Raw genomic sequence first — 22,569 nt, 5'->3', positions numbered from 1 at the left:
TCCAGAGGCCGTCGAGGCCCCCGCGCCGGAGGCCGTCGAGCAGCCGGCACCGAATGCCGTCGAGCAGCCGGCGCCCATTCCCTCGCCTGCGAGCATCGCGCCGGCCCGGCCGACACCGGCGCCGCCGCCCGGTCCCCGTCCCGTGCCTCGGCCCGGCCCACCGCCGGCAGCCCGGCCGGGCCCGCCCCCGGTGACACCCGCGGCTGTCGCTCCGGCGCCGGCACCCGTGCCGTCCGGTGTGGCGGCCGTGGCACACCCGTCCCCCGTCGCGCCGGCGAGCAACGAGCCGGGCCGTTGGGGCCGGGTCGACGCCGAGGGCACGATCTACGTCACGACGGCCGACGGCGAGCGGGTGGTCGGGTCGTGGCAGGCCGGTGAGCCGGCGGAAGGGCTCGCGCACTTCGCCCGCCGGTTCGACGACATCCTCACCGAGGTCGAGCTGCTCGCCACCCGCCTGCACGCCGGCGGTGGCGACCCGAAGCACACGCTGACCAGCGCGAAGACCATCATCGACGGTCTCGACGAAGCCACGGTCGTCGGCGACCTCGTCGGGCTGCGCGCACGGCTGGACGAGCTGGTCGCCGCCGCCGAGGAGGCAGTGGGCGCCGCGCGGGCGGCCCGGGACGCTCAGCGCGCGGAGAGTGTCGCGCGCAAGGAGGAGCTGGCCGCGGAGGCGGAGCAGCTCGCCGGCGAGGCGACCCAGTGGAAGCAGGCGGGCGACCGGTTCAAGTCGATCCTCGACGAGTGGCGCACCATCCGCGGCATCGACCGCAAGACCGACGAGCTGCTCTGGAAGCGCTTCTCGAAGGCCCGTGAGGCGTTCAACCGCAGGCGCGGCTCGCACTTCGCCGACCTCGACCGGCAGCGGGCCGGCGCGAAGGTCCGCAAGGAGGAGCTGGCCGTCGAGGCGGAGAAGCTCGCCGACTCCGACGACTGGGGCCCGACCGCGGCCCGCTTCCGCGACCTGATGGCCGAGTGGAAGGCGGCAGGGCGCGCGCACAAGGACGCCGACGACGCGCTCTGGCAGCGGTTCCGGACCGCGCAGGACGCGTTCTTCGCGCGCCGCAGCGGCACGTTCGCCGAACGCGACGCGGAGTTCGAGGCGAACGCCGAGGCGAAGAAGGCGCTGCTGGTCGAGGCGGAGCGGATCGACACGTCCGACGCCAACGGCGCCCGGGCCGCCCTACGCAGCATCCAGGAGCGCTGGGAGGCGATCGGCAAGGTCCCGCGCGACGACATCCGACCGCTCGAGGCGCGGCTGCGGGCCGTCGAGGAGAAGGTGCGGGAGTCGGCCGACCGGCAGTGGCGCCGCAGCGACCCCGAGGCCGAGGCGAGGGTGGCGCAGTTCCGCGAGCGGGTCGCCCAGTTCGAGGCGCAGGCCGCCAAGGCGCACGCCGCGGGCGACAAGCGCCGCGCCGAGCAGGCCGAGGCGCAGGCCACGCAGTGGCGCGAATGGCTGGAGACGGCGGAGCAGGCGGTCCAACACCGCTGAACCCTTCGCGGGCAGGCTGGGGTTCAGCCCGGTGATGGTGCCGGGGCGCGGTGCGTGCGTTGCGCACGCGAGGGCAGGAAAGCCACTTTCCGGCCCTGTGAGGGCAGGAAAGTGGCTTTCCTGCCCTCCCCCGCACCCTGGCCGGGAGGGGAGTCGGGTCAGTCGCGCCTGATCGCGATGCGGACCCAGCTCGCCGCCAGCACCACCATGGCCAGGACGGCGAGCACCATCCCGAACCCGGGCCCGGTGCCGCCTTCGAACACGGCGGTCTGGCGCGACCAGATCGCCCAGATCCCGTGCACGACGGAGAACCCGCACCCGACGGCGCAGACCCACGCGAGCGCGAACCGCTGTGCCGCCAGCGCGATGGCGGAGCCGACGAGGCCGAAGCCGAGCGACGTGAAGGTGAACAGCCGCGGCAGCACCCCGAAGGTCTCCTCGCCGGAGAGGATCTGCCAGCCGGCCGCGCCGCCCGTCCACGGCAGCACGAGCGAGACGATCAGCGCGACCATCCCGATCGAGACGGTCATCGCCGTCCGGCCGGGGTCGATGCGGCGTTCGATACGACGCTGCAGCTCCTTGTCGAGCGCTGCGAGCTCCTCTGGCACCTCGTCACCTTCCGTTGCCATCATGGGTCATCCAGGGACCGCGCACCCCGTCGCCGCCGGGGCGGGCGCGGGCGCGCCGAAGCCCGGGAGGCCGAGCCCGGTCGAGGCCGGGCGCGGCTTGCCGAACGCGTCGCCCGCCTTCGTCCGGCGGTGGCTCAGCACCGCGCCGTCGGATACGAGGTGGTGCGGCGCGCCATAGCCGATCTCGACCTCGACGACGTCGCCGGGCCGGATCTCCGCCTCGCCCGGCTGGAAGTGCACGAGCCGCCCGTCGCGCGCCCGCCCGGAGAGCCTGCGGGTGGCGCCGTCCTTGCGCCCCTCCCCCGCCGAGACGAGCACCTCGACAACCCTGCCCTCGATCGCCCGGTTCTGCGCCCAGGAAATCTCCTCCTGCAGCGCGACGAGCCGCTCGTAGCGCTCCTGCACGACGGCCTTGGGCAGCTGGTCGGGCAGCGTCGCCGCGGGGGTCCCGGGCCGGGGCGAGTACTGGAACGTGAACGCGCTGGCGAACCGGGCCTCGCGCACGACGTCGAGCGTCGCCTGGAAGTCGTCCTCGGTCTCGCCGGGGAACCCGACGATGATGTCGGTGCTGATCGCGGCATCGGGAATGGACGCGCGCACCTCGTCGAGGATCGAGAGGAACCGCGCCGAGCGGTACGAGCGGCGCATGCGGCGCAGCACGTCGTCGGAGCCGGACTGCAACGGCATGTGCAGCTGCGGGCAGACGTTGGGCGTCTCGGCCATCGCGGCGATGACGTCGGAGGTGAAGTCGCGGGGGTGCGGCGAGGTGAACCGGACGCGTTCGAGGCCGTCGACGTCGCCGCAGGCGCGCAGCAGCTTCGCGAACGCGCCGCGGTCGCCGAACTCCACGCCGTAGGAGTTGACGTTCTGACCGAGCAGGGTCACCTCCAGCACGCCGTCGGCAGCGAGGGCCTGCACCTCGGCGAGGACGTCGCCGGGGCGGCGGTCCTTCTCGGTGCCGCGCAGTGACGGGACGATGCAGAACGTGCACGTGTTGTTGCAGCCGACCGAGATCGACACCCAGCCGGCGTAGGCCGACTCGCGGCGGGCCGGCAGCGTCGAGGGGAACACCTCGAGCGACTCGGCGATCTCGACCTGCGCGGCCTCGTTGTGCCGCGCGCGTTCGAGCAGGACCGGGAGCGCGTGCACGTTGTGCGTGCCGAACACGACGTCGACCCACGGCGCCTTGCGCACGATGGTGTCGCGGTCCTTCTGCGCGAGGCAGCCGCCGACCGCGATCTGCATGCCGGGGTGGGCGTCCTTCACGGGGCGGAGGTGCCCGAGGTTGCCGTAGAGGCGGTTGTCGGCGTTCTCGCGCACGGCGCAGGTGTTGAACACGACGACGTCTGCGGTGTCGGAATCGGCTCTCGTGTAGCCGGCCGACTCCAGCAGGCCGGCCATCCGCTCGGAGTCGTGCACGTTCATCTGGCACCCGTAGGTGCGGATGGTGTAGCTGCGCGTCACGGTCCGAGGGTAGGCCTTCTGCCACGCCGTCGCGCCGGCTGGGTCGACCGGGACGGGCCGGCACGGCAGGATGCCGAGCATGACCGGGGGACGCGCAGCCGTCGACCGGCGCACGGTTCTGCGTGGGCTCGGTGCGCTCGGGGTGCTCGGCGCACTCCCGACGCTCTCCGCGTGCTCGGCACCGTTCCGCGACGTGCGGCTCACCCTCGCGACCGGCGGGACGCAGGGCGTCTACTTCGCGCTGGGCACGGCGCTCGCCGTGGAGTACCAGCAACGGCTCGACCTGCTCACCCCGCCGGTGGTGCGCTCGACGGCGGGGTCGGTCGAGAACCTGCAATTGCTGGCGACCGGCGCGGCCGACGTCGCCTTCTGCCAGGTCGACGCCGCGGCCGACCAGCTCCAGCGAATCGCGCCGGGCGACCCGCGCTCGCCGCGGGCCCTCTGCCGGGTCTACGACGAGTTCGTGCAGGTCGTGGTGCCCGCCGAGTCGCCGATCAGGACCCTGCGCGACCTGCGCGGGCGGAAGGTCTCGATCGGGGCGCGCGACTCGGGCGTCGAGTTCGTGGCGCGGCGGCTGCTGCAGGTGGCCGGCATCTCCCCGGAGACCGATCTGCAGACCGAGTACCTCAGCATCAACGAATCGGTGAACGCGTTGCGCGAGGGCTCCGTCGACGCGTTCTTCTGGACGGGCGGGCTGCCGACCAGCGGGGTCACCGAGCTGGCGATGGAGAAACCCATCCGGCTCCTCGACCTGGAACCGGACGACCTGCTGAAGGACGTCCGCAACGCCTTCCCCGTCTACGCGCCGGGCACGGTCCCGGCGGCGATGTACGGGCTGACCACGCCGATCAAGACCGTGCTGGTTCGCAACTTCCTGCTCGTGCCGGCCGACATGTCGGCCGACCTCGCCTACGCGCTCGTCGAGACGGTGTTCGCGGCGCAGGAACGGCTCGCCCGCGCGAGCCCGGCGGCGCTGACGATCGACCTGCGGGCCGCGATCGGCACCCAACCCGTCGCCCTGCACGCGGGCGCCGAACGCTACTTCCGCGAGGCCAAGAGCAACTGAATCTCCCCATCGTTTTGGGTGGATGCGCGCTCTGCGGGCGCGCATCCACCCAAAACGGTGGGGAAGTTCGTCAGCCTGTCAGCGGCTTCGGTGTCGGCTTGAGCGAGTCGATCATCTCCGACATGCGGTGCATCGATGCCGTGAAGAACTCCGCGCCGACCTGGGTGAACGGCTGCAGGTGCCCGATCAGCTCCAGCATGACCAGCCCGTGCATCAGCCCGCGCATCTCGATGAAGAGCGCCAACGCGCCCGGTGACAGCGGCATCGGCACCTCGGGGATGGCGACGTCGCCCAGGTTCGTGCCGCCGGGCGGCAACGGCATGTCGGCGATCTCCGCTGCTGTCCAGCCGGAGAACACCGCCTCGGCGAACGGGACGGCGAGCCGGACCGCTGCCTGCGACGGCACCTCGTGCACCTCCGGGTCGAACCCGGGCACCGGCGTGCCGTAGATCAGGAGGAACGCCGAGCGGTTGGCGATCGCCCACTCGCGGAACGCGCCCGTAGTGGCGAGCCTGCGCGCCAGCGGGGTCTCCCCCGCGGTCGCGTCGGCTGCGGCGCGGACGGCGTCGGCGAGCTGGTTGTGCGCGTCGACGAGCAGCGCGGCGAGCAGGGCGTCGCGGCTGTCGAAGTAGTGGTACAGCGATTGCACGGTCATCCCGATGGCCCGCGCGACGGCCCGCAGCGAGAGCGATGCTGCGCCCGTCTCGTCCAGCTGGGTGAGCGCGGCGTCCTTGATCTCGCGGATCGTCTCCGCCCGCCTGCGGTCCCGCACCGATCCTTCGACTGACACCGATCGCCTTCCTTGACACTGTTAGTCTACTGCCCTGATACTGACGCCGTTCGCATAGGCTAACACTGTCAGACAGGGGGACGGCGATGCAGACCGTGATCGCGGATGCTCGGCGAGGACATCCGGGGCTGTTCTGGCTCGCGGTGGGCAGCGCGGCGCTGGCCGTCGTGCTGGTGGGGCTGGCCGCGGTCGACCACCGCACGCTGCTCGGCGCGCCGCTGTGGTTCAAGCCGTTGAAGTTCGCGCTCTCCTTCGTGCTCTACGGCGCCGCGCTGGCCTGGATGCTCGGCCAGCTGCGCGTGCCGGCCATGCGCCGGGTGGGCTGGGTGGCCGTCGTTGCGTCGGTCGTCGAGCTGGTGATCATCGTCTTCCAGGCGGCCCGCGGCGTGCGCAGCCACTTCAACGACGACGACGTGCTCGGCGTCTCCCTCTACGCACTCATGGGTGTGACCGTCGCGATCCTCTGGCTGGCCACGCTGGCGATCGCGCTGCGGTTCTTCCGCGAACCGGCGCGCGACCGCGCCGCGACGGTCGCGATCCGGCTCGGGATCATCGTTTCGCTCGCCGGGATGACCGTCGGCGTCCTGATGTCGTTCGGCGACGCCCACGCCGTCGGCCTACCGGACGGCGGTCCCGGCCTGCCGCTGCTCGGCTGGAGCACCACCGGCGGCGACCTGCGGGTCGCGCACTTCATCGGGATGCACGCCTTGCAGCTGCTCCCGCTGCTCGCAGCCGGGCTGGCCGCGGCAGGGACGCGCCTGACCGAGGACGCGCGGGTGCGCGTCGTCCGGGTCGTGGCCGCCGGCTACCTCGGCCTCACAGCACTGCTCACCTGGCAGGCGCTGCGCGCCGAACCGCTGTTCGCCCCCTCGGCCACGACACTGGCCGTCGCCGCCGCGCTGGCCGTCGCGGTTGCGGTTGGGCTGTCGGTGGCCCTGCGGCCCAACCCGTCCCGCATCACGTCCTGAACGGAGAGAACCCCTGTGAACCCCGACGTCCTCTTCACGATCGCGTTCCCACTGGCGGCACCGTTCTGGCTGCTCATGATCGTCGCGCCGACGTGGTCGGTGACGCGGCGCATCATCGGCTCGCCGTTCATCGTCGTCCCGCCGCTGCTCGTGTACGCGCTCGCCGTCATCCCGCAGTTCGGCGAGGTGCTCGCGGCGGTGGCGCAACCGACGCCCGCAGGCGTCGCCGCGCTGCTGGCGACCCCGGTCGGCGCCGCGGCCGGCTGGGCGCACTTCATCGGCTTCGACCTGTTCGTCGGCAGGTGGATGTACCTGGAGGCCCGCGAACGCGGCATCCACCCGCTGGTGATGGCGCCCGTTCTGGTGCTGACGATCATGCTCGCACCACTGGGCCTGCTCGCCTACCTGATCATCCGCACGGTGACCCGCACCCGCACCGTCCACAACGACGCTATGGCTGCTTAGCGGCCCGGAACTCAGCCACAACGTCGTTGTCGACGGCGACGTGGAGCAGGCGCGCCGTCACCTGGAGCCCGCCACCCGGCGGTGAGTCGAGCGCCAGCTCGCCGCCGGCCAGCTCGACGGTGCGCGCCGCGATGGCCAGCCCCAGCCCCGAGCCCTCGACGTTGATCTGGGCGGGGCTGCGCCAGAAGCGGTCGGTCGCGCGGTCCAGCTCGTCGGCGGGGATCCCCGGCCCGGTGTCCCGGACGGCGATCTCCACGAACCGGCCGGCCACCGATGTCCGGACGGTGATCGCGCCGCCGTCGGGGGAGAACTTCACCGCGTTGTCGAGCACGGCGTCGAGCACGGTATCGATCGCGCCCGCTGTCGCCGAGACCGTCAGACCCGTCTCCCCTTCCCGCACCAGCTGCAGCCCCGTGTGCTCCGCGAGCGGTCGCCAGGCGTCGATGCGGTCTTCCACGCCGGCGTCGACGTCGACCGCGACCAGCGGCGATGTGCGCTCGGCGCGAGCGAGCGCAAGCAGCCCGTCGAGCAGCGTGGAGAGCCGGTCGGCCTCCTCCAGCGCCGCGATGTGGTCCTCCGAGCCGGCCTCGTCGATGTGCTCTTCGAGGTTGGACAGCCGCAGCCGCAGCGCCGTCAGCGGATTGCGCAGCTGGTGGCTCGCGTCGGCGACGAACGCGCGTTGGGCCGTGTACGCCTGCGCCACCGTCTCGGCCATGCGGTCGAACGACAGCGTGAGACGGCGCAGCTCGGGCGGGCCGGAGCCGTCGGAGACCCGGTCCGGCTCGGCGCCCGCGAGCACGGCCGCCGCGACCCGACCAGTGCCCTCGTCGAGCCGTCGCACGGGCCGCAGGATCCAGCGCACGATCGGCAGCGCGACGAGCACCGCCAGCCCGAGCGCCAGCGCCCCTGCCGCCGCGATGAGCAGCCAAACCCCGACCTCGTCGCGGTGCAGGTCGTCCGTCGGCGAGACGGTCACCGCAACCCCGCGCACGGTCGTGTCGTCGAGCACGACCTGCGCCAGCACCATCGGCCGGGTGTCCCACGGCATGAGCAGCGGGTACGACGGCGACGGGCGTGCGGCCATCGCGACCTGCACCCGGCGGAGCCCGTCCTCGTCCAGCACGGGTGCGGGGTTGCGGGAAGCGGCGAAGAGCTGTCCGCGCGAGTCGAGGATCATCACGGAGATGCCGTAGGTCATGTCGTAGCGCGCCAGCTCCTCCTCCAAGCCCGTCGGCTTCGCCTCCGTCAGCGGCCGCTCCGCGATCGACGCGAAGAAGATGGTGTCGGAGAGCCGGTCGGTGTACAGCTCCAGTTGGGCGTTCTGGGCGCTCTGCCACGCGAGCGGCACGCCGAGCCCGGCGGCCAGCATGCCGACCAGGAACAGCACGATCACGAGCAGCCTGGCGCGCACGACCTACTCCCCGTCGGGGCCGGGCCCGGGATCAGGCCCAGGATCAGGCGCGACCGGGGTCTCCGGGAGGCCGAGGCGGTAGCCGACACCCCGCACCGTCTGCACGAGATCGGCCCTGCCCAGCTTGGTGCGCAGGGTGGCGACGTGCACGTCGAGCGTCCGGTTCGCGCCCGCCCAGGTGCGGCCCCACACCTCGGCGACGATCCGGTTGCGGGTGCACACCGCGCCGCCGGAGCTGGCCAGGAGCGCGAGCACCTGGAACTCCTTGCGCGTGAGCGTCACGGGCCGGTCCCCGACGGTGACGATGTGGCGGTGCAGGTCGATCGTCACCTCGTCGAGGACGACGACGTCACCCGGCCCGGTGCCGGCGGCCTGCGTCCCGATCCGCCGGCGCCGGTACACCGCGTGCACCCTGGCGACCAGCTCGCCGATGTCGTAGGGCTTCACGAGGTAGTCGTCGGCGCCGGAGTGCAGCCCGAGGATGCGGTCGTCGACCTCGCCGCGCGCCGAGACGACGATGACGGGCACCTCGCTGGTCTCGCGGATGGCGCGGCAGACGTCGACACCGTCGATGTCGGGCAGCCCGAGGTCGAGCAGCACCACGTCGACGTCCGTCAGGTGGTCGACGACGCCCTTGCCACGGGCGAGCCGGGTCGTCGTCATCCCGTGGCGGTGCAGTGCTGGTCGCAGCGCTGCGGCGATACGATCGTCGTCCTCGACCAGCAGGATGTGCACGTCCCCCACCTTCCGTGTTCGGCGGCCGTTATAGGAGCGCAACCCTATGGGTTGCTCAAGGTGCTGGACTGAGGCACGAGATCAGCCCTAGCGTCCCGCCATGCCCGGAGGCCCGCGATGACCCGTTCTAGCACGCCCATGATCCGAATGGCTGCGGTCGACAAGCACTTCGGCGATCTGCACGTCCTTCGCGACATCAACCTGGAAGTCGACGCAGGCCAGGTCGTGGTGGTTCTCGGCCCCTCGGGGTCGGGGAAGTCCACGCTCTGCCGGACGATCAACCGGCTGGAGCCGATCGACACCGGCGTGATCGAGGTCGACGGCAAGGAGCTGCCGGAGGAGGGCAAGGCGCTCGCCGGCCTGCGTGCCGACGTCGGGATGGTGTTCCAGAGCTTCAACCTGTTCGCGCACAAGACGATCCTCGAGAACGTCACGCTCGCGCCCATCAAGGTGCGGCGGATGCCGAAGGGCGAGGCGCAGACCCACGGCCTCGCCCTGCTCGAACGCGTCGGGATCGCCAACCAGAAGGACAAGTACCCCGCCCAGCTCTCGGGCGGGCAGCAGCAGCGCGCGGCGATCGCCCGCGCGCTCGCGATGAAGCCGAAGGTGATGCTCTTCGACGAGCCCACCTCGGCACTCGACCCCGAAATGGTCCAAGAGGTCCTCGACGTGATGACCACCCTGGCCAAGGAGGGCATGACCATGCTCGTGGTGACCCACGAGATGGGCTTCGCCCGACGCGCCGCGAACCGCGTGGTGTTCATGGCCGACGGCGAGATCGTCGAGGATGCCAGCCCCGACACGTTCTTCTCGAACCCGACATCCGACCGCGCCAAGGACTTCCTCGGCAAGATCCTCACCCACTAGCGATATCCGCTCTGTCGGAAGGACCCGCACCATCATGCGTCTCTCCCATTTCGCCAAGGTTGCCGCGGTCGCGGCTGCCGCGGTGCTCACCGCGACCGCGTGTGGCGGCCAGTCGCCGTCGCTCGGCTCGTCGGGTGCCGCTCCATCGGTCGCGCAGGGCGCCAGCTTCGAGGCCGGCACCACCATGGAGAAGCTGAACAAGGCGCAGGCCCTGCGTCTGGGCACCAAGTTCGACCAGCCGCTCTTCGGCCTCAAGGGGCTCGACGGGAAGCCCGCCGGCTTCGACGTCGAGATCGCCAAGATCATCGCGGCCAAGCTCGGCATCCCGGCCGACAAGATCTCCTACACCGAGGCACCCTCCGCCGTGCGCGAGGAGGTGATCGAGCAGGACCGCGTCGACATGGTCGTCGCCACCTACACGATCAACGACAAGCGCAAGGAGCGCATCACCTTCGCCGGCCCGTACTACGTCGCCGGTCAGGACCTGATGGTCAAGAGCGACAACACGACCATCACCGGCCCCGAGTCGCTCAAGGCCGCCAACGCCAAGGTCTGCTCGGTCTCGGGCTCGACGCCGTCGGAGAAGATCAAGCAGTACATCGACCCGGCGAACCTGACGCTGTTCGACGTGTACTCCAAGTGCGCCGACGCGCTGCGCACCGGCCAGGTCGACGTCGTCACCACCGACAACGTCATCCTCACCGGCCTGATCGAGAACTCCAGCGGCGCCTTCAAGCTGGTGAACAAGAAGTTCACCGAGGAGCCGTACGGCATCGGCGTCAAGAAGGGCGACGTCAAGTTCTGCGAGTTCGTCAACAAGACCCTGAAGGAGGCGGAGGCCGACGGCAGCTACAAGGCCGCTTGGGACTCCACCCTCGCCAAGGTCTCGCCGGACGTTCCGCCGCTGCCCGCAGCCGGCACCTGCAGCTGATCTCGAACCCGATGGGGTGCCGGTCCGCACGGATCGGCACCCCATCGGTCTCCGCTCCCCCGAAAGAGGTGTCGTGGGCGTCATCATCGAGCAGTTCCCGCTCTACGTGTCAGGGTTCCTGACCACGCTGAGGCTCGTGCTCATCGCCGGGGTCTTGTCGATCATCCTCGGAACGATCATCGCGGCCTTCCGGGTGTCGCCGGTCCCGCCGTTGCGCCTCGTCGGCACCGGCTGGGTGACGGTCTTCCGCAACACCCCACTGGCCGTCGTCCTGTTCGCCACCGCGTTCGGGCTCCCCGAGATCGGCGTCAACAGCTCCTACTTCGTGTTCGGCGTGCTCGGGCTGGTGCTCTACACCTCCGCGTTCGTCTGCGAGGCCATCCGCAGTGGCATCAACTCGGTGTCGGCCGGGCAGGCCGAGGCAGCTCGCGCCGTCGGGCTGACGTTCGGCCAGTCGCTGTCGCTCATCGTGCTGCCGCAGGCCTTCCGCACGGTCATCCCGCCGCTGGGCAGCGTGCTGATCGCCATGATCAAGAACTCCGCGATCGCGGGCGCGTTCGGCATCGGCGGCGACCTGTTCGCCAACGGCGTCCAGCTCACCTCGGCGCAGGGCTACTCGGCCGCCGGGGTGCTCTTCGGCGTCATGCTCGGATATCTCGTACTGACCATTCCCGGCGGCATCCTGCTGGGTGTTCTCGAGCGGAAGCTGGCGGTGGCCCGATGACCGCATCTGTTCTTTACGACGCTCCAGGCCCGGCGGCCCGCCGGCGGACGATGATCTCGAGCATCGTCGCGGGAGTGATCATCCTCGCGGTCGTCGTGGTCGTCGCGCTCCGGCTCGCCGCGCAGGGGCAGTTCACGGCCGACCGGTGGGGACCGCTCTTCAACCCGTTCCACCAGTACTTCGCAGCCATCTGGACCCTGCTGGGGAACGCGCTGGTCGCCACGCTGCTCGCAGCGGCCGTGACGCTGGTGCTCTCGCTGGTCATCGGTACCGCGTTCACGGTCACCCGGGTCACGGCGAACAAGTACTACCGCTGGCTCGTCGTCGGGGTGATCGAGTTCCTGCGGGGCGTCCCGGTCGTCATCGCGATCTTCTTCGCCTCCCGCGTGCTGCCCGAGTTCGGCGTCTCCCTGCCGATCTTCTGGTACCTGGTGATCGGCCTCACGGCCTACAACTCCGTGATCATCGCGGAGATCATCAGGGCGGGTATCGCCTCGCTCCCGCGCGGCCAGGCGGAAGCGGGTTACTCCGTCGGGCTCACCCGCTGGCAGGTGCTCTCGTCGATCCTGCTGCCGCAGGCGTTCCGCGTGATGCTGCCGGCGCTGATCAGCCAGCTCGTCGTCATCGTGAAGGACACGTCGCTGGGCTTCATCATCAGCTACGAGGAGTTCGTCCGGACGGCGAACATCATCATCCAGACGACCCGGAACCCGATCCAGACCTACCTGGTCGTCGCGCTGATCTTCATCGTCGTCAACTTCGCGCTGGGCAAGCTGGCGGAGTACGTCGAGCGGCGGTCGTCGCGTGCCCGCAAGACGGCCGCGGCGCCGGCCGACCCGACGCTCGTCGACACGGGCGCAGCCGGCGGCGGCTGACCGCACCGGTCCGTCCGAACGGCGCTCACGGCCAGTGGTCGGGGGCGCCGTTCGTGCATATGCCCTGATCGGCGGGTTGGCAGCACTCCCCGGTCGGCGCAGACTCGAACGCATGTTCGACACCATCGAGGCTGCCGTCCAGGCACACCGGAACGCGGCGGCCGCGCACCACCACTCACGCGCGGAGCACGACAACCCCGGCATGGACGCCGCCATCGCCCGCATCCGCACCGTCGAGGAGTTCCTGCGCTCCCGCGGCCGGCACGACCTGATCCAGCCGCTGACGATGGAGTGGGTCACCGAGGGCGGCAACGCCGCCGAGCACCTGCACTACCAGCGGCTCGTCAACCATCTGCTGGGCAGGTGATGCTCTCAGCGGTCGCTGGAAGGGTCAGGAAAGCCACATTCATGCAACGTGGTTGCATGAAAGTGGCTTTCCTGACGTCCCGACTCGACCTGCCCTGATCAGAGGTTCTCCACCACCACCGGCTCGATGCCCTCCCCCGCCGGCAGGTCGAACCCGAACACCTGCGCGTAGAAGCTCAGCTCCGCGTCGAGCGCCGCGCGGATGTTCTCGGCGCGCCGGAAGCCGTGCTGCTCGCCCTCGAAGAGCAGGTACGCGACGGGCATGCCGCGGGCGCGCAGCGCGTCGACGATCATCTCGCTCTGGTTGGGCGGCACGACCTTGTCCTCGCTGCCCTGCAGCACGATGAGGGGGCGGGTGAAGCGGTCGACGTGGTGGATCGGCGAGCGCTCGACGTACAGGTCGCGCGCCTCCGGGTAGGGGCCGACGAGCTGGTCGGTGTAGCGGCTCTCGAACTTGTGCGACTCCGCGGCGATCGCCTCCAGGTCGGCGATGCCGTAGTGGCTGCCGCCCGTGGCGAACGGGGTGTCGACGCTGGCCAGGGCCGCGAGCGCGGTGTAGCCGCCGGCCGAGCCGCCCGTGATCGCCATGCGGGTGGCGTCGACCCGCCCGCGGCGGGCCAGCCAGCTCGCCGCCGCCATGCAGTCGGCGACGTCGACCACTCCCCAGTTCCCGCGCAGCTGCTCGCGGTAGGCACGGCCGTACCCGGTGGAGCCGCCGTAGTTCACGTCGGCGACGGCGAAGCCGCGGCTCGTCCAGTACTGCACTGCGACGCTGAACGCGGATGACGCCGCTGCCGTCGGCCCGCCGTGGATCATCACGATGAGCGGGGGCAGCTCGCCCTCCGGTCCGGTGCGGTCGGGGTTGGCCGGGGCGTAGACGAGCGCGTGTGCCGTGCGCTGGGCGCCCTGCCCGTCGACCGACGGGAACGAGACGTGTTCCGGCACCGAGACGTAGCCGGGGTCGACACGCAGGTCACGCGGCGGGCGCAGCGTCGTCACCGCGAGCGTCTCCGGGTCGACGAGGTGCACACCCGCCTCCGCGGTCGGGCTGCCGGCGACGACGAGCACGGCACCGGACGCGTCGGTGCGCACTGCGCTGATCGCGGAGAACGGCAGGTCGAGATCGCTCACCGTGCCGTCGCCCCGGCGCATCCCGAGGCCGCCGTAGCCGTCGCGTTGCCGTGCGAACACGACGCTGCCGTCGGGCCGCACCGCGTACCGCGCAGTGCCGAACTGCCAGGGCGGCACACCGATCTCCGCGTCGATCCGCACCATGGCGGCGATGTCCGAGCCGGACGCCCAGCGGTACAAGTTCCACCAGTCGGTGCGGTCGCTGATGAACCACAGCGAGCCATCGGGCTGCCACCGCGGCTCGGAGACGGACTCGTCGCGCCCGCCCGCTACGACGGTCCGCTCGCCGGTCTCGAGGTCCTGCACGACGAGCTCGGTCGCGTCCCACGGCATCGACGGGTGGTCCCACTGGATCCACGCCAGCTTCGTACCGTCGGGGCTCAACCGCGGCGCCGCGACGAAGTCGGGGCCGCTGACGAGCACCTCCGGCGTCGATTCCGCGTGGGCGGCGATCCGCACGATCTCGTTGCGCACCTCCCGCGCGGTCGGCCCGTCGTGGTGCTCGCGGACGCAGACGATCGTGGCACCGTCGGGCGAGACGTCCCCGTCGGCGTAGCGGTCGGCCCGCGGCTCCGCCGACTCAGGGGTGATCGCGGCCGGCGCGCCGTCGGGGCCGATCCGGTAGAGCCGCTGGTCGGCCCACTCGGCGAACCACGTAATGCCGTCGCGCACCCACCAGCCCGCTCCGCCGTACTCATGCACGGCGCTGCGCGCGTTCATCCCCTCGGGCAGCAGCTCGGTCAGGGTGCCGTCGGGTGCGCGGCGCACGAGCTGGGTGCGGCCGCCCTCGTCCGGACGGCCCTCCGACCAGACGACGTCGGCTCCGTCGACCCGCAGCTCCGAGAGCCGGACGGCGGATGCGACAACGAGCTCCGAGGTGATCGGCGTCGGCCACGAACCGAAAGGGGCGCTAGTCACATGTGGTCACGCTACTGGTGCATGCGCGCGGTCCGGAACGCCGCCCAGACCAGACCGACCGCTTCCTTCAGCGCCCGCGGGCGCACGACCGGCAGCACCCCGACCGCGCCGCTGAGCCCGAGCCACCAGCGGACCGTTCCTCGTGCACGCACCATTCCCAGCGCGGGCGTCGTGCAGGCCCGCACCGCGGCGCTCAGCCCCGGGTATGCGGCCAGCTGCGGATCGCGGCACGACCGGACGGTCACCGGCACCTTCACCAGCTCGGGCAGCTCGCGCGCGATCCGCGAGCACGACGGGCACCCGACGTCGTAGATCACGATCACCTCGGTCCACCTCATGCGGGCAGCATGCCAAGCCCGAACGCGGCCACCGCGACCAGTGCGAGCAACGGGCGCGCCACCGCGTCCCACCGCGCCCAGAGCTCGGTCCACGAGCCGTCGTCGCTCCACGCGTTCGACATCAGCGGCATCACCAGCCGGCCCACCGCGAACCCGGCGCCCAGCGCGAACGCCGCGGGGAACGGCACGACCAGCAGGACCGCCAGCAGGGCGAGGTGCGGCAGCGCCGACGGCGAGTACGTGCGCATGCCGGTGCCCATCTCGAACCCGAACTGCAGCGCACCCCATTCGCGCAGGTGCTGCACGTCCTCGGTGACGAGCCGGGCGTTCTCCGGCACGGGGAACCGCGCCACCCCCGTCTCCCGCAGCAGCACGGCCAGCGCAGCCGCCCCGAACACCGCCCAGCGCACGGGTGCGGGGACGAGCAGCTGCGGCAACGCACCCAACGCCGCCGCGGCGAACACAACCAGCTCCGCCCCCAGCAGCAGTCCTGCGCCGAAGAAGCGGAGTACGGGACGTGCGCGCCAGACCGACGCGCTCAGCAGGAACGCCGAGTTGTGGCTTCAAGTGCTGCCGGAGTTGGCGTACCCGGCGGCCGCGCCCGCGACGGCAGCGAGCAGCGCCGTGGACGTCCAGGCCGGCAGCAGCGCCAGCGCGAGCACGGCAACGGGGACGAGCGGGTGCAGCGTCGCGCGCCCGAGCTGCCGCATCCCTCGATCTACTCCGCGCCGCTCGGCAACGAGCAGATCGCGATCGTCACTCCGTGGTACTCCAGCCCGTCGGTGAACGCGGCGTTGGTGACGGCGTCGGAGCAGCGGTAGCCCTTCCAGCGCCACGCGTTGCGGCCGTGGCAGTCGGTGGTCACCCGCATCGACTCGTAGCCGGCGCCTTCCTCGTAGTGGCTGCCCTCGATGTGGTAGCCGCCCGAGCAGGGGAAGGTGCCGCGCCGCCAGCCGCCCGCGCACACGGCCGGGCCGCCGCGCGGCCAGTTGGTCGCTTCCTCGTCATAGTCCTTGGGGCAGGTCAGGTACTCGTCGCTGGGACCGGGCGCCGCGGCGGCAGCCCTTCGGGTGAGGTACCAGTCGATCGGCACGAGCGCGGCGGCCGCCGCACCGACGACCAGCCCGCGCAGCACCGCCCGACGGCTCGGCCGGATCGAACGGATCATGGCTACGACCCCGCTCGGACGCGCGTCGGCGGGCGGCTCGAACGCGGTCGGGATGTCGTCGAGGCTGATCATGTGGTCACCTCTGCTCCGGTCAGGCGGGAGATCGTGGCGGCGAGGTCGGTGTCGGCGTAGACGAACACCCGCTGGGTGACGACGCCCGCGGCGTCGAGCCCGAGCAGGGTGGGCGCGTAGCCCTCGAAGAGCGCGATGCGGGTGTCGAGGTCGACGAGCAGCTCCGCGGGCCCGTCCCCCAGCGCGGCCGGCCGGTCCAGCACCGCGACGGCCCGCACGTCCGGTGCGGTCGCGAGCGCCGCCCAGACGGCGTGGCAGAGCGCGCAGTCGGCGTCGAGCACCGCGACGACGCCGGCGCGCTGGCCGGTACCGGGCCGCACCGACAGCGGCGCGAGACGGCCCACCAGTGACGCGTACCCGGAGAGGTCAGCGGCCCGTCCGGCTTCGAGCGCCTTCACCCGTGCGTAGACGGCGACCAGCGCCACCAGCGCGAACAGCGCCACCAGCAGTGCGAGCAGTGCAACGGCGAGCGCGAGCGACACCGCTCAGACCACCCAGCGGCCGACGAGGCCGGAGAGCGCCTCGACGACCTGCGAGTCGGCCAGCGCGGAGCGCGGGCGCCCCGACTCGGGGCCGAGCAGCACGACGTCCATCACGGTCGAGGCGTTCGCGATGAGGTAGCGCCACTCGTGCGGCGTGCCCTTCACGGCTGCCGCAGCGGCCGCGCCCAGCACGCGGGTGGCGCGCCACAGCTCACCGTCGGGCAGGACGAGACCGGCCCAGTCCGGCAGCACACCGAAGACGTCCGTCGCCTTCTTGACGACGAGCATCGAGACGGCGCTCTTGCCGATCAGCGACACGTCGGTCTGCTTGACCAGCAGGTTCGACACCGGCGCGAGCGTTGCACCCTTCAGCGAGTCGGTGAAGCGGAACGTCGCGAGCAGCGCGTCGAGGCCGGCCGGATCGGGCGCGGGCCCCGCGAACCACGTCGTCGCTTCGTGGTGCGGACCGGCGAGCACGAGCGCCGAGTCGGACCGGTCGACGGCCTCGAAGACGATCGCGTCGTAGCCGCGCATCTGCTGGCGGTACTCGCGGGCGCCGGGCAGCAGGTGCTTCGGGATGGCCTGGTGCTCGCCGAGCGGCGCGAAGAAGAACTGGCGCGACAGCCGCGGCCCGCTGAACCGGGTGTTCGCGTACCACGAATGGGTGCCGAGCTCCGACGGAACAGCCAGCCGCACTTTCGCCCCCGATGGGGCGACCCGCTCGACGTCGGCCTGTTGCGCCGGTCGCGCCGACGGAACAGCTGAGACCATCGTCATCCCCCCGGGTGAAGGCACGCTCTGGTCGGATCAACGAGACGGGTGAGCGGTGGTCACGCCTGGTTGTCAAATCGGGATGGGCCGAACGGGTGGCGCGTACCGTGGCGCACATGCCTGACCCGAACGAGCCGATCGACGCGGAGATCGTCCCGGACCCCGTCGCGCCGCCGCCCCCGGCCGTGCCCGACCCGGACTACGACGATCACGGCGTCCCGAGCTTCGACTTCGTCCGCGACAAGATCGAGGGCCGGTACGCGACGAGCATCGGCACGCAGGAGCTCGCCGACGAGACGACCCAGGGCCGCACGGTCGCCGAGCAGGAGGCCGAGCGGGAGCGGGCGGCGAAGGCGAAGCTGGACGAGATCCGCCGCTCGCTCGGCTGACGGGCCAGCCGGCCGAACGAACGTGTGCGTGCGTTCCGCACGCTAGGGCAGCAAAGCCACTTTCCGGCCCTCACAGGGCAGGAAAGTGGCTTTCCTGCCCTCCCCTACGCCCCGGCGCGCTTGAAGATCTTGCTGCCGAGCCATACGAGCGGGTCGTACTTGCGGTCGACGACACGCTCCTTCAGCGGGATGAGGGCGTTGTCGGTGATCTTGATGTGCTCGGGGCAGACCTCGGTGCAGCACTTCGTGATGTTGCAGAAGCCCAACCCGTGCTCCTCCTGCGCCTCCTTCTGCCGGTCGGCGACGTCGAGGGGGTGCATGTCGAGCTCCGCGATCCGCATCAGGTAGCGCGGGCCGGAGAAGCTCTCCTTGTTCTCCTCGTGGTCACGCACGACGTGGCAGGTGTTCTGGCAGAGGTAGCACTCGATGCACTTGCGGAACTCCTGGCTCCGCTCCACGTCGACCTGCTGCATCCGGTACTCGCCGGGGCCGAGGTCCGCGGGCGGCGCGAAGCTCGGCACCTCACGGGCCTTCTCGTAGTTGAACGAGACGTCCGTGACGAGGTCGCGGACCAGCGGGAACGTCCGCAGCGGGGTGATCGTGATGGTCTCGGTCTCGTCGAACGTGCTCATCCGGGTCATGCACGCGAGACGCGGCCGCCCGTTGATCTCCATGCTGCAGGAGCCGCACTTGCCGGCCTTGCAGTTCCAGCGGACCGCGAGGTCGGGCTCGGTCTGCTGGAGCCGGTGGATGATGTCGAGGACGACCTCGCCCTCGTTCACCGCGACCGGGTAGTCGATCAGTTCCCCGTCCACGGAGTCGCCCCGCCACACGCGGAACACCTGGTCGTGCGTCATGCCTTCGCTCCCTGGTCCGCGCGGTGCCCGCCCAGCTCATCACCTGTGTAGTACTTCTTCAGCTCGTCCATCTCGAACAGGTCGAGCAGCTCCGGCCGCATCGGCACCTGCTCCTGCCGGACGAGGTTCACGTCGTCCTCGCCGAGCGCGGAGAGCACCAGCAGGACGTGCCGCCAGTCCGAGTCCATCACCGGGAAGTCGTCGCGGGTGTGCCCGCCACGGCTCTCCTGCCGCTCCAGCGCCGCCTTCGCGACGCACAGCGAGACCAGCAGCATGTTGCGCAGGTCGAGCGCGAGGTGCCAGCCGGGGTTGAACGCACGCCCACCGGTGACGCCGACGGTGCGCGCCTTCGTCGCGATGTCCTGCAGGGCCTTGAGCGCGGCCTCCATCTCCTCGGCCTTGCGGATGATGCCGACCAGCTCGTTCATCGTCTTCTGCAGCTCGAGCTGCACGACGAACGGGTTCTCGCCACCCTTCTCCGCGCTCGCGAACGGCAGCAGCGCGCGCTCCTGCGCCACCGCGACGTCCGCCTCCTTCACGGCAGGCCGGGCAGCGAGGCCGTCGATGTACTCGGCAGCGCCCAGGCCGGCACGGCGGCCGAACACGATCAGGTCGGACAGCGAGTTGCCGCCGAGCCGGTTGGAGCCGTGCATCCCGCCGGAGCACTCGCCCGCGGCGAACAGGCCGGGCACCTTCGACATGCCGGTGTCGGGCTCGACCTCGACGCCACCCATGACGTAGTGGCAGGTCGGGCCGACCTCCATCGGCTCCTTCGTGATGTCGACGTCGGCCAGCTCCTTGAACTGGTGGTACATCGACGGGAGGCGCTTCTGGATCTCCTCGGGCTTGAGCCGCGATGCGATGTCGAGGAACACGCCGCCGTGCGGCGAGCCGCGTCCGGCCTTGACCTCGGAGTTGATCGCACGGGCGACCTCGTCACGCGGCAGCAGCTCGGGTGGGCGCCGGTTGTTGTCGGCGTCGGTGTACCAGCGGTCGCCCTCTTCCTCCGTGGTGGCGTACTGCTCCTTGAACACGTCCGGGATGTACTCGAACATGAACCGCTTGCCTTCGGAGTTGCGCAGCACGCCGCCGTCGCCGCGGACCGACTCCGTGACCAGGATCCCCTTCACCGAGGGCGGCCAGACCATGCCCGTCGGGTGGAACTGCAGGAACTCCATGTTGATCAACGTGGCACCGGCGCGCAGCGCGAGCGCGTGGCCGTCGCCCGTGTACTCCCACGAGTTCGACGTCACCTGGTAGCTCTTGCCGATGCCGCCGGTGGCGAGCACGACCGCGGGGGCGTCGAACCGGACGAAAGCGCCGGTGGCGCGGTAGTAGCCGAACGCGCCGGCGATGCGTCCGTCCGACGTGAACAGGTCGGTGATCGTGGTCTCGTGGAAGACCCTGATCCGGTCCTCGTAGTCGCCGGTCGCGGCGAAGTCCTCCTGCTGCAGCGAGACGATCTTCTGCTGGAGCGTGCGGATCATCTCCAGGCCCGTGCGGTCGCCGACGTGCGCGAGGCGCGGATAGGAGTGGCCGCCGAAGTTGCGCTGGCTGATCTTGCCGTCCTTGGTGCGGTCGAACAGCGCACCGTAGGTCTCCAGCTCCCAGACGCGGTCGGGCGCCTCCTTGGCGTGCAGCTCCGCCATCCGCCAGTTGTTGAGGAACTTCCCGCCGCGCATGGTGTCGCGGTAGTGGACCTGCCAGTTGTCGTTCGGGTTGACGTTGCCCATCGCGGCCGCGCAGCCGCCCTCGGCCATCACGGTGTGCGCCTTGCCGAACAGCGACTTCGAGATGATCGCGGTGCGCTTGCCCTGCGCCCGCGCCTCGATCGCGGCGCGCAACCCGGCGCCACCGGCCCCGATCACGACGACGTCGTACTCGTGAGTCTCGATCGTTTCCGTCATTGGATTCACCCCACGATCCGCAGGTCGGAGAACCATCCGGCCGAGACGGCCATGATGTAGAAGTCGGTGATCGCCAGTGAGGCGAGCGTGGTCCACGCGAGCTGCATGTGCTTCGTGTTGAGCCGCGAGACGTAGCCCCAGAGCGCGAAGCGGACGGGGTGCTTCGAGAAGTGGTTCAGCCGGCCGCCGATGATGCTGCGGCACGAGTGGCAGGAGAGCGTGTACGCCCAGAGCAGCACCACGTTGGCCACCAGGATCAGGTTGCCCAGGCCGAGCCCGAAGCTGCCGTCGTGCTTGACGAACGAGATGACGGCGTCGTACGTGTTGATCACCGAGATGATCACGGCGGCGTAGAAGAAGTAGCGGTGCAGGTTCTGCCCGAGCAGCGGGAAGCGCGTCTCACCGGTGTACTTGCGGTGCGGCTCCGCGACGGCGCACGCGGGCGGCGACAGCCAGAACGCCCGGTAGTAGGCCTTCCGGTAGTAGTAGCAGGTGAGCCGGAAGAACAGCAGGAACGGCAGCGTCAGCGCCGCGTAGGGCAGGAACCACACGTCGGGGAGGAACCGGCCGAAGTGCGCGGCCTCCTCGATGCAACCGTTGGAGAAGCACGGCGAGTAGAACGGCGTGAGGTAGTTGTACTCCGCGACGAAGTAATCCCTCTGCAGGAACGCCCGCACGGTCGCGTAGGCGACCCACGCGACGAGCCCGGCGAAGTTCAGCAGCGGTGGCAGCCACCACCGGTCCGTCCGTAGCGTCCGCGCCGTGATCTGCGCCCGGCCGGCGGACGCGTCTGTGGTGGATGACACGTCAGGGGTTCCTCAATCTTCTGCGGTGCCGCCGCCGCGGAACTGCCTTCCCGCAGAAGCCGCGGCACCGGGACATCTGGATTTGCGGAGCCTACGACGGATCCGTGACGCCCTGCCGCGCGGGCTGTCACAGACGGTTCCGAATGGTGACGCGATTCACGCAGGTGGCGGGGATGGGGCGCCGACGAGCCAGATCGGTGCGAAGCGCACACGTTGCCGGGAAAGCCACCTTCCCGGCCCCACGCGCCGGGAAAGCCACTTTCCCGGCACCCGTCGCGGCGGCCCGGATTGGCGCTGCGTTCACCCCTTGGCCGCCGCGCGGGCCACCAACCCGTCCAAGATGACCCCCAGGCCGAGCTCGAAGAGCTCCCCACCGGTCTGCCGCACGAGCGCCGGGCCCACGCGGCGCAGGTTCGGGTAGGTGGCCATCGCCTCCCGCATGGCGGCGCGGCGGTCCTCGTCCGGTTCCGGGGCAGGTCGCGTGTCGACGGAGTTCAGGACGTGCGCGGTGAGCAGGCGGACGATCCCGGCAGCCTCGTCGTCGGTGAAGCCCGCGTCGAACAGGATCCGCAGCGTCGTCTCGATGTGCCGCAGCCGGTGCGGGCCCGTCGGCGGACGCTGCCGCAGCAGCTCCGCCGCGTCGCGGTGCGCCAGCAGCATCGTGCGGAACTGGCGCAGCCCCTCGGCCAGCTGGTCGCGCCAACCGAGCCCCGGGTCGACGGTGAAGGCGTCGGCGCAGATGGCCTCGGCGACGAGGTCGAGCAGCGCCGCCTTGTCGCGCACGTGCCAGTACAGGCTCGGCGACGAGATGCCGAGCTTCGTCGCGAGCTTGCGGGTGCTGACCGCGGGCAGGCCGCCCTCGTCCAACAGCTCCACCGCGGCTGTGGTGATGCTCGCGAGGTCGACGGGACCGGGCACGCCTGCACCCTATCGCCGATAGATCTCCT

The 22,569-nt window shown here is 70.9% G+C and carries 26 protein-coding genes; 10 read left to right on the top strand and 16 right to left on the bottom strand.

Translation table 11 applies throughout. The features are described 5' to 3' along the window. Positions 1–190 precede the first annotated feature (190 nt). Complete coding sequence (locus LL648_RS11990; RefSeq protein WP_374112031.1) at positions 191–1,492, top strand: DUF349 domain-containing protein; 1,302 nt, start codon at positions 191–193, stop codon at positions 1,490–1,492. A gap of 158 nt (positions 1,493–1,650) precedes the next feature. Here the strand turns inward: LL648_RS11990 and LL648_RS11985 are convergent, their stop codons facing one another. Both LL648_RS11985 and miaB read right to left on the bottom strand, forming a co-directional pair. Then, on the bottom strand, positions 1,651–2,100 hold the full coding sequence (locus LL648_RS11985; protein WP_232662577.1) for an Rv2732c family membrane protein: 450 nt from the start codon (positions 2,098–2,100) through the stop codon (positions 1,651–1,653). Between the two features lie 27 nt (positions 2,101–2,127). Then, positions 2,128–3,585, bottom strand: coding sequence for a tRNA (N6-isopentenyl adenosine(37)-C2)-methylthiotransferase MiaB (gene miaB, locus LL648_RS11980; protein ID WP_232662576.1), 1,458 nt, complete (start codon positions 3,583–3,585; stop codon positions 2,128–2,130). 79 nt (positions 3,586–3,664) lie between these two features. Between miaB and LL648_RS11975 the strand changes: the two genes are divergently transcribed. Beyond that, positions 3,665–4,651, top strand: coding sequence for a TAXI family TRAP transporter solute-binding subunit (locus tag LL648_RS11975; RefSeq protein WP_232662575.1), 987 nt, complete (start codon positions 3,665–3,667; stop codon positions 4,649–4,651). A gap of 70 nt (positions 4,652–4,721) precedes the next feature. On the opposite strand, the gene LL648_RS45175 is transcribed toward LL648_RS11975, so the two are convergent. Beyond that, a complete protein-coding gene (locus tag LL648_RS45175; RefSeq protein ID WP_232662574.1) occupies positions 4,722–5,441 on the bottom strand; it encodes a TetR/AcrR family transcriptional regulator in 720 nt (239 codons plus the stop codon). 86 nt (positions 5,442–5,527) lie between these two features. Here LL648_RS45175 and LL648_RS11965 point away from each other — a divergent pair, with 86 nt between their 5' ends. Beyond that, positions 5,528–6,409, top strand: coding sequence for a hypothetical protein (locus LL648_RS11965; protein WP_232662573.1), 882 nt, complete (start codon positions 5,528–5,530; stop codon positions 6,407–6,409). Positions 6,410–6,484: 75 nt separating this feature from the next. Further along, entirely contained in the window at positions 6,485–6,874 is a 390-nt protein-coding gene (locus LL648_RS11960; protein WP_374112030.1) for an ABA4-like family protein, read from the top strand. On the opposite strand, the gene LL648_RS11955 is transcribed toward LL648_RS11960, so the two are convergent. Together LL648_RS11955 and LL648_RS11950 are read right to left on the bottom strand one after the other, a co-directional pair. After that, entirely contained in the window at positions 6,861–8,285 is a 1,425-nt protein-coding gene (locus LL648_RS11955; RefSeq protein WP_232662571.1) for a sensor histidine kinase, read from the bottom strand. The two genes, LL648_RS11960 and LL648_RS11955, sit on opposite strands and share 14 nt — an antisense overlap. A 3-nt stretch (positions 8,286–8,288) precedes the next feature. Further along, positions 8,289–9,020 (bottom strand): response regulator transcription factor, encoded by a 732-nt coding sequence (locus tag LL648_RS11950; RefSeq protein WP_232662570.1) that lies wholly within the window; start codon positions 9,018–9,020, stop codon positions 8,289–8,291. Between the two features lie 138 nt (positions 9,021–9,158). Between LL648_RS11950 and LL648_RS11945 the strand changes: the two genes are divergently transcribed. From LL648_RS11945 to LL648_RS11925, 5 genes are all read left to right on the top strand, one after another. Then, positions 9,159–9,887, top strand: coding sequence for an amino acid ABC transporter ATP-binding protein (locus tag LL648_RS11945; RefSeq protein WP_232662569.1), 729 nt, complete (start codon positions 9,159–9,161; stop codon positions 9,885–9,887). Between the two features lie 34 nt (positions 9,888–9,921). Next, complete coding sequence (locus tag LL648_RS11940; RefSeq protein WP_232662568.1) at positions 9,922–10,818, top strand: glutamate ABC transporter substrate-binding protein; 897 nt, start codon at positions 9,922–9,924, stop codon at positions 10,816–10,818. 73 nt (positions 10,819–10,891) lie between these two features. After that, positions 10,892–11,542, top strand: coding sequence for an amino acid ABC transporter permease (locus tag LL648_RS11935; protein ID WP_232662567.1), 651 nt, complete (start codon positions 10,892–10,894; stop codon positions 11,540–11,542). Beyond that, positions 11,539–12,417, top strand: coding sequence for an amino acid ABC transporter permease (locus LL648_RS11930; protein WP_232662566.1), 879 nt, complete (start codon positions 11,539–11,541; stop codon positions 12,415–12,417). Before LL648_RS11935 ends, LL648_RS11930 begins: the two co-directional genes overlap by 4 nt. Before the next feature lie 112 nt (positions 12,418–12,529). Then, complete coding sequence (locus LL648_RS11925) at positions 12,530–12,784, top strand: hypothetical protein (protein ID WP_232662565.1); 255 nt, start codon at positions 12,530–12,532, stop codon at positions 12,782–12,784. Positions 12,785–12,882: 98 nt separating this feature from the next. Here the strand turns inward: LL648_RS11925 and LL648_RS45170 are convergent, their stop codons facing one another. The 7 genes from LL648_RS45170 to LL648_RS11890 all read right to left on the bottom strand — a co-directional run bounded on the left by LL648_RS45170 (position 12,883) and on the right by LL648_RS11890 (position 17,663). After that, positions 12,883–14,832, bottom strand: a complete 1,950-nt coding sequence (locus tag LL648_RS45170; protein WP_232662564.1) for a S9 family peptidase — start codon at positions 14,830–14,832, stop codon at positions 12,883–12,885. A gap of 11 nt (positions 14,833–14,843) precedes the next feature. Beyond that, on the bottom strand, positions 14,844–15,170 hold the full coding sequence (locus LL648_RS11915) for a hypothetical protein (protein WP_232662563.1): 327 nt from the start codon (positions 15,168–15,170) through the stop codon (positions 14,844–14,846). Beyond that, positions 15,167–15,634 carry a hypothetical protein gene (locus tag LL648_RS11910; protein ID WP_232662562.1) on the bottom strand — a complete coding sequence of 156 codons (468 nt, stop codon included), beginning with the start codon at positions 15,632–15,634 and terminating at the stop codon, positions 15,167–15,169. Before LL648_RS11910 ends, LL648_RS11915 begins: the two co-directional genes overlap by 4 nt. Before the next feature lie 99 nt (positions 15,635–15,733). Then, positions 15,734–15,880: a hypothetical protein gene (locus LL648_RS11905; protein WP_232662561.1), complete on the bottom strand. Its 147-nt coding sequence runs from the start codon at positions 15,878–15,880 to the stop codon at positions 15,734–15,736. 8 nt (positions 15,881–15,888) lie between these two features. Next, entirely contained in the window at positions 15,889–16,410 is a 522-nt protein-coding gene (locus LL648_RS11900) for a hypothetical protein (protein WP_232662560.1), read from the bottom strand. Further along, positions 16,407–16,892: a hypothetical protein gene (locus LL648_RS11895; protein ID WP_232662559.1), complete on the bottom strand. Its 486-nt coding sequence runs from the start codon at positions 16,890–16,892 to the stop codon at positions 16,407–16,409. Before LL648_RS11895 ends, LL648_RS11900 begins: the two co-directional genes overlap by 4 nt. A gap of 3 nt (positions 16,893–16,895) precedes the next feature. Then, complete coding sequence (locus tag LL648_RS11890; RefSeq protein WP_232662558.1) at positions 16,896–17,663, bottom strand: hypothetical protein; 768 nt, start codon at positions 17,661–17,663, stop codon at positions 16,896–16,898. Between the two features lie 116 nt (positions 17,664–17,779). On the opposite strand from LL648_RS11890, the gene LL648_RS11885 reads away from it, so the two are divergent. Continuing rightward, a complete protein-coding gene (locus LL648_RS11885) occupies positions 17,780–18,052 on the top strand; it encodes a hypothetical protein (protein ID WP_232662557.1) in 273 nt (90 codons plus the stop codon). Between the two features lie 104 nt (positions 18,053–18,156). Here LL648_RS11885 and LL648_RS11880 read toward each other — a convergent pair whose 3' ends face one another. The 4 genes from LL648_RS11880 to LL648_RS11865 form a co-directional block, all read right to left on the bottom strand. Continuing rightward, the gene (locus LL648_RS11880) at positions 18,157–18,909 is read right to left on the bottom strand and encodes a succinate dehydrogenase/fumarate reductase iron-sulfur subunit (protein WP_232662556.1); all 753 of its coding nucleotides are present in this window, start codon (positions 18,907–18,909) and stop codon (positions 18,157–18,159) included. Next, on the bottom strand, positions 18,906–20,816 hold the full coding sequence (locus tag LL648_RS11875; RefSeq protein WP_232662555.1) for a fumarate reductase/succinate dehydrogenase flavoprotein subunit: 1,911 nt from the start codon (positions 20,814–20,816) through the stop codon (positions 18,906–18,908). Before LL648_RS11875 ends, LL648_RS11880 begins: the two co-directional genes overlap by 4 nt. Positions 20,817–20,821: 5 nt before the next feature. Then, entirely contained in the window at positions 20,822–21,622 is an 801-nt protein-coding gene (locus LL648_RS11870) for a hypothetical protein (RefSeq protein ID WP_232662554.1), read from the bottom strand. A gap of 300 nt (positions 21,623–21,922) precedes the next feature. Next, positions 21,923–22,540, bottom strand: a complete 618-nt coding sequence (locus tag LL648_RS11865) for a TetR/AcrR family transcriptional regulator C-terminal domain-containing protein (protein WP_232662553.1) — start codon at positions 22,538–22,540, stop codon at positions 21,923–21,925. Positions 22,541–22,569: the final 29 nt, after the last annotated feature.

Source organism: Pseudonocardia sp. TRM90224 (assembly GCF_021245725.1).
In the GTDB taxonomy this organism is placed as follows: Bacteria; Actinomycetota; Actinomycetes; order Mycobacteriales; family Pseudonocardiaceae; genus Pseudonocardia.
This window is presented reverse-complemented; position numbering and strand designations above follow the sequence as displayed.

Coding starts and splice junctions, on each gene's coding strand:
- LL648_RS11940 (WP_232662568.1), top strand. CDS start 9,922: ATGCGTCTCTCCCATTTCGCCAAGGTTGCCGCGGTCGCGGCTGCCGCG.
- LL648_RS11975 (WP_232662575.1), top strand. CDS start 3,665: ATGACCGGGGGACGCGCAGCCGTCGACCGGCGCACGGTTCTGCGTGGG.
- LL648_RS11915 (WP_232662563.1), bottom strand. CDS start 15,170: ATGAGGTGGACCGAGGTGATCGTGATCTACGACGTCGGGTGCCCGTCG.
- LL648_RS11925 (WP_232662565.1), top strand. CDS start 12,530: ATGTTCGACACCATCGAGGCTGCCGTCCAGGCACACCGGAACGCGGCG.
- LL648_RS11960 (WP_374112030.1), top strand. CDS start 6,485: ATGATCGTCGCGCCGACGTGGTCGGTGACGCGGCGCATCATCGGCTCG.
- LL648_RS11905 (WP_232662561.1), bottom strand. CDS start 15,880: ATGCGGCAGCTCGGGCGCGCGACGCTGCACCCGCTCGTCCCCGTTGCC.
- LL648_RS11885 (WP_232662557.1), top strand. CDS start 17,780: ATGCCTGACCCGAACGAGCCGATCGACGCGGAGATCGTCCCGGACCCC.
- LL648_RS11930 (WP_232662566.1), top strand. CDS start 11,539: ATGACCGCATCTGTTCTTTACGACGCTCCAGGCCCGGCGGCCCGCCGG.
- LL648_RS11880 (WP_232662556.1), bottom strand. CDS start 18,909: ATGACGCACGACCAGGTGTTCCGCGTGTGGCGGGGCGACTCCGTGGAC.
- LL648_RS11890 (WP_232662558.1), bottom strand. CDS start 17,663: ATGGTCTCAGCTGTTCCGTCGGCGCGACCGGCGCAACAGGCCGACGTC.
- LL648_RS11900 (WP_232662560.1), bottom strand. CDS start 16,410: ATGATCAGCCTCGACGACATCCCGACCGCGTTCGAGCCGCCCGCCGAC.
- LL648_RS11875 (WP_232662555.1), bottom strand. CDS start 20,816: ATGACGGAAACGATCGAGACTCACGAGTACGACGTCGTCGTGATCGGG.
- LL648_RS11945 (WP_232662569.1), top strand. CDS start 9,159: ATGATCCGAATGGCTGCGGTCGACAAGCACTTCGGCGATCTGCACGTC.
- LL648_RS11965 (WP_232662573.1), top strand. CDS start 5,528: ATGCAGACCGTGATCGCGGATGCTCGGCGAGGACATCCGGGGCTGTTC.